Origin of the sequence: Phenylobacterium sp. 58.2.17 (genome assembly GCF_026411515.1) — a bacterium.
GTDB lineage: Bacteria > Pseudomonadota > Alphaproteobacteria > Caulobacterales > Caulobacteraceae > Phenylobacterium.
Genome location: NZ_JAPMTQ010000030.1, coordinates 19,758 through 31,706, shown reverse-complemented (window position 1 = coordinate 31,706; position 11,949 = coordinate 19,758). Strand labels below are relative to the sequence as shown.

Genomic DNA, 11,949 nt, shown 5'->3' with positions numbered 1-11,949 from the left:
CGCGGCTTAAGCCCGGAACCGCTGTCGCCAGCGTTCGTTCTCCACCCCGACCATGAGAGCCAGGGAGGTGACCATGGCCGATCGATCGGGCTCAAGTACGCTGGTGTGGCTGGCGATCCTGATCGGGGCGCTGGTCCTGGGAATCGGGGTCATCGGCTATGCAGTCATCAGCCGCCAGGCCGATGCCGAACTGCCCAGGTCGATCGATGTGGACATCAACGTCCCGCGGCCGCCATCCTTGCCCGACGCGCCGAGGATTCCCGACGCGCCGCTGCCAACCCCGAAATAGACCGTGAGCGACGACGACTTGCCACCGCCCCGCCGCAAACCCATTCCGCTGTTCCTGTGGGCCGTGATTGGCTTCCTGCTGGTTCTGGGTTTCATGTTCGCCATGCGGGCGCTCAGTCCGCATGCGGAGGGCGTGAGCGCGCCGGCGCCCGACCTAGTCCTGCCCGACAGCGCCAAGCCGGCATCGTCGCCGGACGCCCGCCCCGTCACCTAGCCCGGGCGTAGGCGAGGGCGGCGACCCGGCAAGCGGAGGCTAGCGGCCGCTCGCCCCGGCTTTCATCGATCTGGGCGATCAGCACGGCCAGGGTGACGCCGCGCGCCGAGGCCATCTCGTCCATTACCGCCCAGAACTCCGGCTCCAGCGCCATCGAGGTCGCGTGCCCGGACAGCAGGATCGAACGTTTCTTCAAGGAAGCCATGGGAGGAGTTGTGGCCCAGGCGCCACGTTGCATCCAAGCATTCCTTTGTTATCTTGCAAAAAGATGACGCGTGCGTCATTTTCGATCCAAACGTTGTTCGCATTGAAGGCTTTCGCCATGGCTATGACCGCCGACGCTCTCGACGCCCCCGCCTACCGCGAGGCCCCGCCGGCGAACGCACGGCTGCCGAAGCCCAGGCTGCAATGGGGCGCGGCCCTGAAGGCCCTGCAGCGGCTGCTGAACGACAAGGAAGACACCGGCCAGGTGTTCGAGATCATGCGCGCGCTCAACGGCACCTCGACCGCCGCGTGCTACCGGCGCCTGCTGACCACCACCCAAGGCGGCCGCATCGCCTATGAGAGACAGGAGTTCGCCGATCGTCTGATGGACGACGCCTGGCTCGACTCGCTGCCGGCCGGCAGCGTCGGCGCGGCCTATCGCGAGTTCATCCGCTCTGAACAATTGTCGGCCGAGGGACTGGCCGAGGTCAGCCGCATCGAGGGCAGCGAGGTCGACATCCAGCATCCCTACGCCTGGATGGGGCGCCGGACCCGCGACGTGCACGACATCTGGCACATCCTGTCGGGATACCATCGCGACGGCCTGGGCGAGGCGTGCCTGGTCGCGTTCTCCTATGCCCAGACCAAGGGGCTGGGCTGGGCGCTGATTGCGCTGGGCGCGGCCTCGCGCTCGCGGGGCGCGAACTATCCGTACAACAAGGCGATCTGGCAGGGCTACAAGCGCGGTAAGGCCGCCGCCTGGCTGCTGGGCGAGGACTACGAGCGCCTGATGGCCGAGCCGCTGGACGCCGCCCGCAAGCGTCTCGGCATCACCCCGGCGACGATCTACGAATCCATCCCGGTCGAGGCCCGCAACGACGCGGTGCCGGCCCGGATGTAACAGGTCCAGCGCGCCGATCCGGGGGGACGGCGCGCCGGCGGCGCTGGGGACAGCGCCGGGCGGGTGGGGGAGTGTCGAGCCTTCCCCACCCACGCCCTTGGTCTATTCAGGTTTGTCGAGCTTCGCGCCGTCAAGGGCTTGCTCAGACTTCTGCAACTCGGCGCTGGTCAGATCCTTGTCGGCCTTGGTGCGGCCGAACCTGACGCGGTTCTCCCGCGCCTGCTCGCGTGCGCGGGCGCGGTCACGCGCCTTGCGGGCCTTGTTCAGGTTCACGACGTTGCTCATCGGTCCTCCCGGCTCCCGGCCCTGAAGTGCTGCGCCCGCCGACGATACGCCCTCAGGCGTGTGGTGTCAGGTTGGGGCTGTTCATGTCTCGCCGCCGCCCATACTTGATAACGGCGTTCTTTTCTGGGCTCCTATTCGGAGCTAAGGCGTTGATCTCGGCTAGGATCGGATGACGCCGTGGCGGCCAGCTTTCGCGAGAGACTGATAGAGCGGGTGCGGGGGTGGCCGGTCCTGACTTGGCCCGCGATCGTGGCGGCGGTCGGGCTCGTCGCCACCTTGGCCGGGACCTATATGATGGAGCAGGGGCGGCAAGCGCGCGAGAGCTTGCGTTTCGACGCCATCGTCGACCAGGCCAACGAGGCCGTCGCCAATCGTCTGGACACCTACATGGCCGTGCTGCGGGCCGGGGCCGGGCTGTTCGCGGCCAGCGAGGACGTCAGCGCCGCCGAGTTTCGCGCCTTCGCCCGACGAGTCGAACTGACGCGCCGTTATCCGGGCATCCAGGGCATCGGCTACACCGTACGGGCGCCGGCCGGTGGCGAAGCGGGGTTGGCCGCCTACATGCGCGCGGAGGGGGTGCCGGACGCGCCCCTGCGTCCCTCGGCGGAAGGCGAGCTTTACGCCATCGTCTATTTGGAACCGATGGATTTCGTGAACCGGCGCGCGCTCGGCTTCAACATGTACGCCTTCCCGGTGCGCCGAGAGGCGATGGACCGCGCCCGCGACACCGGCCTGCCGGCCCTCTCGGGCAAGGTAGAGGCGGTCGAGGAGATTGAGGCCAATCGCCAGGCCGGCTTCCTGATCTACGAACCTGTCTATCACGGCGGAGAGGTCCCAAGCACAGTCGCCGCCCGGCGCGAGCTTCTGATGGGCTTCGTCTACGCCCCGTTCCAGGCCGGCGACCTGTTGGCCAGCGTCCTGCCGGCGGCCAAGAGCGCCGGACTCGACTACGCGGTTTATGACGGCGCGCCGTCGGTCGCCACCCTGCTTAACCAGTCGCCGGACGCGGCGGCCCAGCGCGGCGGCCTGGTCGCGACCCGGACGCTCGACATCGCCGGGCGGACCTGGACCATCATCTATCGCGCGCGCACCGACTATGACCACGGGGCCGACCGCTGGGTGACGCTGGCCTTCATCGTCGGCGGGCTGCTGGCGACCACGCTGGTCAGCCTGGCGACCTGGCGGCAGGTGAAGGCGCGGCTGGCCGCCGAGCGCGAGATCGTGGCGCGCATCGCCGCCGAGGCCCGCCAGAAGCTGCTGCTCGACGAGCTGAATCATCGGGTGAAGAACACCCTGGCCACGGTGCAGTCGATCGCCGCCCAGAGCCTGCGGCACGGCGCCGACGTGAACAGCGTGCGCAAGAGCTTCGAGGCCCGGCTGATCGCGCTCTCCCAGGCCCATAACCTGCTGACGCGCGACAACTGGACCGGCGTCAGTCTCGCCGAACTCATCGCCAGCGAGCTCAGTCCGTATGATGGCGACCACGGGGAACGGGTGATCGTCACCGGCGAGGCGGTCTGGTTGCCGCCCAACACCGCCGTCGCCCTCGGCATGGCGTTCCACGAGCTGGCGACCAATGCCGTGAAGTATGGAGCGCTCTCCAACCATGACGGCCGCGTGCAGGTCACCTGGACGCTGGCGCCGGGGTCCGGTCCGCGCCAGATCCGGATCGTCTGGCGCGAAAGCGGCGGCCCGCCCGTGACGCCGCCGGACCGTCGGGGATTCGGCACCCGGGTCATCGTCGGCGGGCTGGCGCACCAGCTCGACGGCGTGGTCGACCTCGATTTTGCGCGCGACGGCGTCGTCTGCACGATCGTCTTCACCCTGCCGGCCGCCGGCGCGGAGGAGGACATCCTCGACCTCGGGTCTGCGGCGTAGGGCGCGGTCGGCTTTATCTCCTGCCAAGCTGAAACCGGGCGGCCGCCGGCCCGTTCCTGTGCGATCCCAAATCACCCCAGATCAGGAGAGCGCCATGCATCCCGGCATTCGCGAACACATGGAAGTCATCGGCTCGGACGGCGGCCACATTGGCCGAGTCGACCATCTGGTCGGCGACGACATCGAACTCGCCAAGCTCGACCTCGGCTCAGGCCTCAAGCACCACCTCATCCCGCTCTCGTGGGTGGACGATGTGGTCGACGAGAAGGTCCGCCTGAACCTGACGAAGGATGCGGCAAAGGCGGCCTGGCGCGAGAAGCATTAGAGCCTTGCCTCAGACGAAGACGGCCCGGAGCGATCCGGGCCGTTTTCTTTTCCCCCGCTCAGCTGAGGATCCAGCCGGCGGGCAGGGACGAGAGCTGCACGTTGTCGAGAACGAACTGGTTCCCGTGGCCGAGGTCGATGACCGTGTCCTCGTCCACCTGCGCCAGGGTGTAGGCGGCGCCGGGCTGCAGTTGCACCCGGTCGCCGTCGGCGGCGCGGAAATCGGTGACGTGATCGACGCCGCTGGTGAAGGAAAAGACGTCCGCCCCCAGACCGCCGGAGAGGGTGTCGTTCCCCAGATCGCCGGACAGGACATCCGCGCCGTCTCCGCCGTCCAGCTGGTCGTCGTCCTTGCCGCCCAGGAGCACGTCGTTTCCGGCCCCGCCTACAATGGTGTCGGCGCCGGTATTGCCCAGCACGGTGTCGTTTCCGAGATCGCCGAACAGCAAGTCGCCGCCAACGCCCCCCTCCAGCTGGTCGTGATCCTGGCCGCCCAGCATCACGTCATCGCCCATCCCGCCGATGAGGCTGTCAGCGCCGGTGTTGCCGTTCAGGGTGTCATTCCCGTCGCCCCCGGCGATGCTGTCGTCGCCACGATCACCAAAGGCCAGGTCGTTCCCGCGGCCGGCGTCCAGGCGATCGTCGCCCTGGCCGCCATAGATCAGGTCCTGGCCGACGCCGCCCACGATGCTGTCGTCGCCGGCGTTGCCCTGCAGCGTGTCCCCGGCGTCACCCCCGTAGACCGTGTCCGCTCCCGCGCCCCCGGCGTAGGTGTGCGGGAGATGGTCGAACCCGCCGCCGCGCAGATCCAGGCGATCGTCGCCGGTCCCTCCCAAAGTCGGCGGAGGAGTGGGCGGCTCGGGCTGGGAAGGGAGCTGGGCGATGGTGGCGGCGGTTCCCGTCGCGCCGCCTGCGATCGCATTGCCCGCCGCGTCGGTGATGCCCGTGCCCGAGCTCTTGAGATCGAGCCGGATCGTGCCGTCGCCGGAGACGCCGTTCAGGGTCACCGTGTAGGTTGTTCCCGAGCCGCTGACGGAGGCGATGGCGGCGTTCGCCGTTCCCGTCCTGGTGATGGAAAGGTCGTTGGCGTCGAAGCCGGTGACGGCCTCCGTGAAGGTGAGCGTCTGGGTCAGGGTCGTGGCGTTGGTCGGGCCGACCGTGTTGGGGACAATGCTGGCGACGGTGGGCGCCGTGTGGTCGAGGGTGATGGCCGCCCCCGCCGTGTACCCGCCGGTGATCGCATTGCCCGCCTTGTCTTGGATTCCAGTGCCAAAGCCCTTGAGGTCGAGCCGGATCGTGCCGTCGCCGGTGACCGACGTGAGCGTTACCGTGTAAGTCGTTCCCGAGCCGCTGATGGAGGTGGGAGCGGCGTTCGCCGTCCCAGTCGTGTCGACGTTGAAATCGCCGATGTCGACGCCCGTGACGGCCTCCGAAAAGGTCACGGTCAGGTCCATGGTGGTGGCGCTCGGCGCGGGGGTTCCGACCACCGCGATGCTCTGGCTGGCCGGCGCTGTGGTGTCGATGGTTAGCACCCGTCCCCCCGAAAGGGCGCTGGCGCCGCCGCCGATGGCTTGGGTCGCCTTGAGCGTATGGGTTCCCTCCGAGAGGGCGGAGCTGGTGATGCTCCAATTTCCGGAGCCGTCGGCGGTCCCCGTTCCGAGGAGCGTGGTCCCGTCGCTGTCGTAGAGCTTGATGGTGGCGTTCGCCGCTGCGGTTCCCGTGACCGTCGGGGTGGTGTCGTTGGTGGTGTCGTCACCCAGGGCCCCGCTGTCGCTGCCGGAGGCCAGCGCCGGGGTCGACGGCGCGGCCGGAGGGGGGCGCGTAGTGGCGACGATGATCGCGTGAGAGAAGCCGGCGGCGTCCATCCCGTCTACGCCCTGAATGGCGCTCACGTCGTCGCCGGTGCTGGGGTCGGTGTAGACGAATTCGACGATGTCGCCTGCCAATAGCGGCAAGTTGAGGCCCAGGGTGACCGTCTTGGCGGCGCCGTCGACGGTGAGGCTGGTGACCGTAGCGCCCGTGCCGTTAATCTGAACGCCGAAGAAGCCTGGCAGCGGCGGATTGCCGACGTCGAGGGCGACATCGAAATACAAAGTGACGAACTGCTCGCCGATGTAACCGACGGCGTTCGAATAGCTGGGCTGGCTCACAGTGTATGCTCGTTATGATGGGTAAAATTCCGCCAGCGCCTACTAGAAGGCGAGGCGGGTGTCGCTTAGACGCTCCGACCGATTAATTGATTGTTGATTGGGCCCGACCCGTGCGCGGGGCCTGCGGTCAGAGCTTCGCCCGAACTCTTCAGGCGGGCTTCAGGTCGGCCAGGGTCAGGGCCGCGAAGACCGGGATGTCGAGGCCTTCGATGGCGGGCGGGCGATCGGCGCGCCAGACTGCGCACACCACCGCCACCGTGATCGCGCCGGCTTCGTCCAGCCGGGCCTTGGCGTCGCGGACGGCGCCGCCGGTGGAGATCACGTCCTCGACGATGACCACGCGTTTGCCGGTGAGGTCGCCGCCCTCCACCGCCAGGCAGGTGCCGTAGGTCTTGGCCTGCTTGCGCACGAAGGCGGCGGGCATGCCGCTGGCCAGCGACATCGCCGTAGCGATCGGCACGCCGCCCAGTTCGACTCCGGCCAGCACTTCGGCGTCGCTTGGGACGAGCGGGACCATGGCGGCGGCGATCCGCGACAGCAGCCGCGGATCGGCCTCGAACCGGTACTTGTCGAAATACTCGCTCGCGGTCGCGCCCGAGCGCAGGACGAAGGTCCCGGTCAGGCGCGCCACGGCGTCGACGTCCGCCGCAAGCGCGCGGCGTGCGGCGGCGTCCATCACTTCACGTTGGCGCAGAAGCGCTGGATGCGGGTGCAGGCGTCTTCCAGCACCGCGTTCGAGGTCGCGTAGCTGATGCGGAAGAACGGCGAGAGGCCGAAGGCAGCGCCGAACACCACCGAGACGCCTTCCTGCTCCAGCAGTTCAACGGCGAAGTCCTGGTCGCTGTTGATCACCTTGCCACTGGGGGAGGTCTTGCCCAGCAGCTTCTCGACCGACGGATAGACGTAGAACGCGCCTTCCGGGGTCGGGCAGGCGATGCCGTTGGCCTGGTTCAGCATCGAGACCACCAGGTCGCGGCGGGCCTCGAACAGCTTGGCGTTCGGCTTGATGAACTCCTGCGTGCCGTTCAGCGCCTCGACCGCCGCCCATTGCGAGATAGAGGCCGGGTTCGAGGTCGTCTGGCTCATCACCTTGGCCATCGACTTGATCAGCGCCTCGGGGCCGGCCGCATAGCCGATCCGCCAGCCGGTCATGGCGTAGGCCTTGCTGACCCCGTTCATGGTCAGGGTGCGGTCATAGAGCGCCGGCTCGACCTGGGCGATGGTCCAGAACTGGAAGTCGCCGAACACCAGGTGCTCGTACATGTCGTCGGTCAGAATCCACACGTGCGGATGGCGCAGCAGCACGTCGGCGATGCCGCGCAGCTCCTCCTTGGTGTAGGCCGCGCCCGACGGGTTCGACGGCGAGTTCAGGAACACCCACTTGGTCTTCGGCGTGATCGCCGCTTCCAGGTCGGCGGGCTGCAGCTTGAAACCGGTGGCGTCCGAAGTCGCCACGGCCTTGGGCGTGCCGCCGGCCAGCAGCACGATGTCCCAGTAGCTGACCCAGTACGGCGTCGGGATGATCACCTCGTCGCCGGGGTTCAGCGTCGAGAGCATGGCGTTCCAGATCACCGGCTTGCCGCCGGGCGAGACGTTCACCTGGCTGGTCTTGTAGGTGAGGCCGTTCTCGCGCTGGAACTTGGCGACGATGGCTTCCTTCAGCTCGGGAATGCCGTCGACGTTGGTGTACTTGGTCTTGCCCTCGCGGATCGCCTTGATGGCGGCTTCCTTGATGTTGTCGGGCGTGTCGAAATCGGGCTCGCCCGCCGCCAGCGAAATCACGTCGCGGCCCTGCGCTTTCAGTTCCCGGGCTTTCGCATCCGCCGCCAGGGTGGCGGACGGCTTAACGCGGGCGAGCGCGGAGGATTCGAGCGACATGGCGGGCAGACTCCCGGAGCAGGTTGAATGGAACGCGGGCGGTTTAGCCGAAGGCCGCGCAAAGGCAAAGCGGGCAAGCGGGCAGCGATGCCGATTCCGACCCTGTTGCCGCACGGCGCTGCTAAGCTTCACCGAGCACGGAGGGGCGAGATGAACGAGGCGGTGAACCTGCGCCGGGCCGAACCGGCCGACGCCGAGGCGATAGGGCTTCTGACCCGTGAGGCCTATGCGAAGTGGGTTCCGCTGATCGGGCGCGAGCCGCTGCCGATGACCGTCGATTACGCGCAGGCGTTAGCTACGCATCGTTTCCACCTGCTGCATGTCGGCCAGGACTTGGCGGCGCTGATCGAGACGGTCGTGGACGGCGAGCAGCTGCTGGTCGTCAACGTCGCCGTGCGGCCCGCTTTCCAGGGCCGCGGCTTCGGCGTCCGGCTGATGGCGCTCGCCGAGCAGATCGCCACGGACGCCGGGCTGGCGGGCGTGCGGCTCTACACCAACCAGCTTTTTGCGGCGAACATCGTCCTCTATGCGTCGCTCGGCTACCGGATCGACCGGGAAGAGGCGCTGAACGGCGGCGTGGCTGTGCACATGTCCAAGCGGATCGAGCATCCGCAGGCGATCGCCGCGGCCGTCGCCTGTGTCGAAGCCTTCACCGAGCGCTTCAACGCCCGCGACCCGGCGGGCATGGACGGCCTGCTGCACTTTCCGCACGTCATTCTCGACGGAGAACGATTGGTCGTCTGGAAGACGCCGGGCCAGCTGCCGGCCGACTTCTTCGAGGGGTTGGCGGCCCGCGGCTGGCGCCGCAGCACCTATCAGGACAAGCGCGCGGTGCTCTCCAGTCCGACCAAGGTGCATCTACTGATCGAGTATTCACGTGACGGGGAGGGCGGGGCGGTGCTCAGCCGCCACGCCAACCTCTGGATCGTCACCTTCGAGAACGGCCGCTGGGGGATCCGGCAGCGCTCGTACTAGCTTCCGCGGCCGTGACGGGGAGCCACAGCCGCGGAAGCCGGATCAGCTCGCGCGGGCGGCCTTCGCTGCCGCGACCATGTTGACCAGCGCGGCGCGGGTCTCGGGCCATTTGCGGGTCTTCAGGCCGCAGTCGGGATTGACCCACAGCTGGCCGGACGACAGCCGCGCGCGGGCGGCGGTCAGCAACTCGCCCATCTCGGCGACGGCCGGCACCCGCGGGGAGTGGATGTCGTAGACCCCCGGGCCGATCTCGGCCGGGTAGGCGTAGCCGGCGAAGGCGTCGAGCAGCTCCATCTGCGAGCGTGCGGTCTCGATCGAGATCACGTCAGCATCCATCGCCCCGATCGCAGCGATGATGTCGTTGAACTCAGAGTAGCACATGTGCGTGTGGATCTGGGTGTGGTCGGCGACCCCGCACGCGGCTAGCCGGAAGCATTCCACCGCCCAGCCGAGGTAGTGGTCCCAATCGGCGCGGCGCAGCGGCAGGCCTTCCCGAAGGGCCGCCTCATCGATCTGGATGATGCTGGCTCCTGCCGCCTCCAGGTCCAGCACCTCGTCGCGGATCGCCAGCGCGATCTGCCGGCAGGCCAGCTCGCGCGTGACGTCGTCGCGCACGAACGACCAGTTGAGGATCGTCACCGGTCCGGTCAGCATCCCCTTCATGGGCCGCTGCGTCAGGCTTTGCGCATAACGCCACCACTCCACCGTCATCGGCGCCGGCCGCGAGACGTCTCCATAGAGGATCGGCGGCCGCACGCAGCGTGATCCATAGGACTGCACCCAGCCGTGCCGGGTGAATGCGAAGCCGTTCAGTTGCTCGCCGAAATACTGGACCATGTCGTTGCGCTCGAATTCGCCGTGAACCAGCACGTCCAGGCCGATCTCTTCCTGCCAGCGTACTGTCCGGGCCGTCTCCTCGCGCAGGAAGGCTGCATAGTCGGCGTCGCTCAGATCGCCCTTGTCGTGCGCGGCGCGCGCCTTGCGCACCTCGTCGGTCTGCGGAAACGAGCCGATGGTCGTGGTCGGGAAGGCCGGCAGGTCGAGGCGCGGGATCTGCACCGCCTGGCGACGACTGAAGCTCGAGGCCCGTTGCGCCATGGCCGGGGTCGTCGCCGCCAGCCGCCGGGCGACCCCCGCATCGTGGATTTTCGCCGACACCGCCCGCGCCCTGGCCGCCGCGCTCGAGGCGGCCAGGGCGCCGGCGACGCCGCCGCGGCCCTTGTTCAGGGCTTGGGCGAGCACGACCAGTTCCTCGATCTTCTGAACCGCGAAGGCCAGCCAGGAGCGGACGTCCTCATCGAGCGCCCTTTCCTGGGCCAGGTCGATGGGCGTGTGCAGCAGCGAGCAGGACGGCGCCAGCACCACGTCGCGATCCGTGGCCAGCAGCGGTTCGAGCCGATCCAGCAGCCGCTCGAGGTCGGCGCGCCAGACATTGCGCCCATCGATGACGCCGAGCGAGAGCACCATGCCCGTCGGAGCATTGGCCAGCACGCGTTCGAACTGCTCGGGCGCGCGGATGAGATCGACATGCAGGCCGGCGACCGGCAGGGCGAGCGCCGTCTCCAGATTGTCGTCCAGGCCGCCGTAATAGGTGGTCAGCATCAGTTTCACCCCCGGCGCGGTGCGCGCCAGCAGGCGATAGGCTCGGTGCAGGGCCTTGCGGTCGGCGTCGGTGAGGTCTGTGACCAGGCATGGCTCGTCGATCTGCACCCACCAGGCGCCGGCCTGTTCCAACCGGTTGAGAACGGTCGCGTAGACCGGCAGCAGATCGTCCAGCAGCTCGAGCGGATGGAAGCCCTCGACCTTGCTCTTGGCCAATTTCAGGAAGGTGACCGGGCCCAGCAGCACCGGCCGCGTGATGATCCCCAGCGCCTTGGCCTCGATGAACTCGTCGATCGCCTTGGTGGAGGCGAGCTCGAAGGTCTGGCCCGGTACGACCTCCGGCGACAGGTAGTGGTAGTTGGTGTCGAACCACTTGGTCATCTCGGCCGCCGGCGCGTCGATCGCGTGGCGGTGGCCGTGGCCGCAATCGGTCGCCTCGGCCTCGCCCTGGGCGCCCCGTGCCATGGCGAAGTAGGTGTCCAGCTCCACCGGGCCGCCGCTCCAGCCGTAGACGGGCGGGATCGCACCGACCATGGCGCTGGTGTCGAGCACGTGATCGTAGAGTGAGAAGTCATTGCTCGGCACGTGATCGACGCCCAGCTCCGCCTGGCGCCGCCAAGTCCTGGCGCGCAGCTCCGCGGCCAGCGCCAGCAGTTCGGCGCGATCGGACTTGCCCGACCAATAGCGTTCGAGGGCGGTCTTCAGCTCGCGGCGGGGACCGATACGGGGAAATCCAAGGGTGGCGACGGTGACGGACATAGCCTCTGCCATTCTGTTGTGGCGAGGCGTGGCCGGTCGCGAGCATGCACGCGCCGGCGAGGGAGCGTCGACGCGACAGGCTTGCGGCCTGACCGGACACCCCGCCGGAGGACGTTATCTGTCGGGGCAGGTCTCCTGGCTCACGGGTCGACGCTTCGGTCCGGCCTTCCCAGCGCAGAATGACGCCAGTGACACGCAGATGGACTTCGGCTCGCCGCTCACAGTTGCGGGGGCAGCTCCGGCATGGACGCCGCGCCAGGCGCGACGCCGTCACCGGATTCCCTCTTAGCTCGGGAGCGCGAGCGCCCCAGAGAACCACGACCCGAGCATTCAGCGCCGTTCTAGGCTCTTCGTCAAGATGGATATAAAGATATCCTTATATTGTTATGTCATGGCTGCGAGTGCTTGCCTGCTGGCGAGTGTTGCGACAACACTTGCAATTGCAGGGCGTGGGAAATCGCATTGCGAGGCGCGGCGGGGGCGCGCCTGGC

12 protein-coding genes and 1 riboswitch are annotated in these 11,949 nt (G+C 68.1%); of the genes, 6 read left to right on the top strand and 6 right to left on the bottom strand.

The window, feature by feature from the left end; translation table 11 throughout:
• Positions 1–73: 73 nt before the first annotated feature.
• Entirely contained in the window at positions 74–289 is a 216-nt protein-coding gene (locus OUA97_RS16540; RefSeq protein WP_267233130.1) for a hypothetical protein, read from the top strand.
• A 3-nt stretch (positions 290–292) separates the two neighbouring features.
• Positions 293–502, top strand: a complete 210-nt coding sequence (locus tag OUA97_RS16535) for a hypothetical protein (RefSeq protein WP_267233129.1) — start codon at positions 293–295, stop codon at positions 500–502.
• Here OUA97_RS16535 and OUA97_RS16530 read toward each other — a convergent pair.
• Complete coding sequence (locus OUA97_RS16530; protein WP_267233128.1) at positions 495–707, bottom strand: ribbon-helix-helix domain-containing protein; 213 nt, start codon at positions 705–707, stop codon at positions 495–497. The genes OUA97_RS16535 and OUA97_RS16530 overlap by 8 nt on opposite strands.
• A gap of 117 nt (positions 708–824) precedes the next feature.
• Between OUA97_RS16530 and OUA97_RS16525 the strand changes: the two genes are divergently transcribed.
• A complete protein-coding gene (locus OUA97_RS16525) occupies positions 825–1,607 on the top strand; it encodes a Coq4 family protein (RefSeq protein WP_267233127.1) in 783 nt (260 codons plus the stop codon).
• Positions 1,608–1,709: 102 nt separating this feature from the next.
• Here OUA97_RS16525 and OUA97_RS16520 read toward each other — a convergent pair whose 3' ends face one another.
• Entirely contained in the window at positions 1,710–1,880 is a 171-nt protein-coding gene (locus OUA97_RS16520; RefSeq protein WP_267233126.1) for a DUF4169 family protein, read from the bottom strand.
• A 189-nt stretch (positions 1,881–2,069) separates the two neighbouring features.
• On the opposite strand from OUA97_RS16520, the gene OUA97_RS16515 reads away from it, so the two are divergent.
• Both OUA97_RS16515 and OUA97_RS16510 read left to right on the top strand, forming a co-directional pair.
• Positions 2,070–3,770: a CHASE domain-containing protein gene (locus OUA97_RS16515; RefSeq protein WP_267233125.1), complete on the top strand. Its 1,701-nt coding sequence runs from the start codon at positions 2,070–2,072 to the stop codon at positions 3,768–3,770.
• Between the two features lie 94 nt (positions 3,771–3,864).
• Positions 3,865–4,095, top strand: coding sequence for a DUF2171 domain-containing protein (locus OUA97_RS16510; protein ID WP_267233124.1), 231 nt, complete (start codon positions 3,865–3,867; stop codon positions 4,093–4,095).
• A gap of 58 nt (positions 4,096–4,153) precedes the next feature.
• Here the strand turns inward: OUA97_RS16510 and OUA97_RS16505 are convergent, their stop codons facing one another.
• The 3 genes from OUA97_RS16505 to OUA97_RS16495 all read right to left on the bottom strand — a co-directional run bounded on the left by OUA97_RS16505 (position 4,154) and on the right by OUA97_RS16495 (position 8,122).
• The gene (locus OUA97_RS16505; protein WP_267233123.1) at positions 4,154–6,244 is read right to left on the bottom strand and encodes an Ig-like domain-containing protein; all 2,091 of its coding nucleotides are present in this window, start codon (positions 6,242–6,244) and stop codon (positions 4,154–4,156) included.
• Positions 6,245–6,392: 148 nt separating this feature from the next.
• The gene (gene pyrE / locus OUA97_RS16500; protein WP_267233122.1) at positions 6,393–6,920 is read right to left on the bottom strand and encodes an orotate phosphoribosyltransferase; all 528 of its coding nucleotides are present in this window, start codon (positions 6,918–6,920) and stop codon (positions 6,393–6,395) included.
• A complete protein-coding gene (locus OUA97_RS16495; RefSeq protein WP_267233121.1) occupies positions 6,920–8,122 on the bottom strand; it encodes a pyridoxal phosphate-dependent aminotransferase in 1,203 nt (400 codons plus the stop codon). Before OUA97_RS16495 ends, pyrE begins: the two co-directional genes overlap by 1 nt.
• Positions 8,123–8,272: 150 nt before the next feature.
• On the opposite strand from OUA97_RS16495, the gene OUA97_RS16490 reads away from it, so the two are divergent.
• Complete coding sequence (locus OUA97_RS16490) at positions 8,273–9,097, top strand: GNAT family N-acetyltransferase (RefSeq protein ID WP_267233120.1); 825 nt, start codon at positions 8,273–8,275, stop codon at positions 9,095–9,097.
• 42 nt (positions 9,098–9,139) lie between these two features.
• Here OUA97_RS16490 and metE read toward each other — a convergent pair whose 3' ends face one another.
• The gene (gene metE / locus OUA97_RS16485) at positions 9,140–11,458 is read right to left on the bottom strand and encodes a 5-methyltetrahydropteroyltriglutamate--homocysteine S-methyltransferase (protein ID WP_267233119.1); all 2,319 of its coding nucleotides are present in this window, start codon (positions 11,456–11,458) and stop codon (positions 9,140–9,142) included.
• Positions 11,459–11,565: 107 nt separating this feature from the next.
• Positions 11,566–11,793, bottom strand: a riboswitch (cobalamin riboswitch).
• Between the last annotated feature and the right edge of the window lie 156 nt (positions 11,794–11,949).

What these genes read in the sequence shown, in the direction of transcription:
- OUA97_RS16540 (WP_267233130.1), top strand. Translation starts at nt 74, where the DNA reads ATGGCCGATCGATCGGGCTCAAGTACGCTGGTGTGGCTGGCGATCCTG.
- OUA97_RS16530 (WP_267233128.1), bottom strand. Translation starts at nt 707, where the DNA reads ATGGCTTCCTTGAAGAAACGTTCGATCCTGCTGTCCGGGCACGCGACC.
- OUA97_RS16525 (WP_267233127.1), top strand. Translation starts at nt 825, where the DNA reads ATGGCTATGACCGCCGACGCTCTCGACGCCCCCGCCTACCGCGAGGCC.
- OUA97_RS16510 (WP_267233124.1), top strand. Translation starts at nt 3,865, where the DNA reads ATGCATCCCGGCATTCGCGAACACATGGAAGTCATCGGCTCGGACGGC.
- pyrE (WP_267233122.1), bottom strand. Translation starts at nt 6,920, where the DNA reads ATGGACGCCGCCGCACGCCGCGCGCTTGCGGCGGACGTCGACGCCGTG.
- OUA97_RS16495 (WP_267233121.1), bottom strand. Translation starts at nt 8,122, where the DNA reads ATGTCGCTCGAATCCTCCGCGCTCGCCCGCGTTAAGCCGTCCGCCACC.
- OUA97_RS16490 (WP_267233120.1), top strand. Translation starts at nt 8,273, where the DNA reads ATGAACGAGGCGGTGAACCTGCGCCGGGCCGAACCGGCCGACGCCGAG.
- metE (WP_267233119.1), bottom strand. Translation starts at nt 11,458, where the DNA reads ATGTCCGTCACCGTCGCCACCCTTGGATTTCCCCGTATCGGTCCCCGC.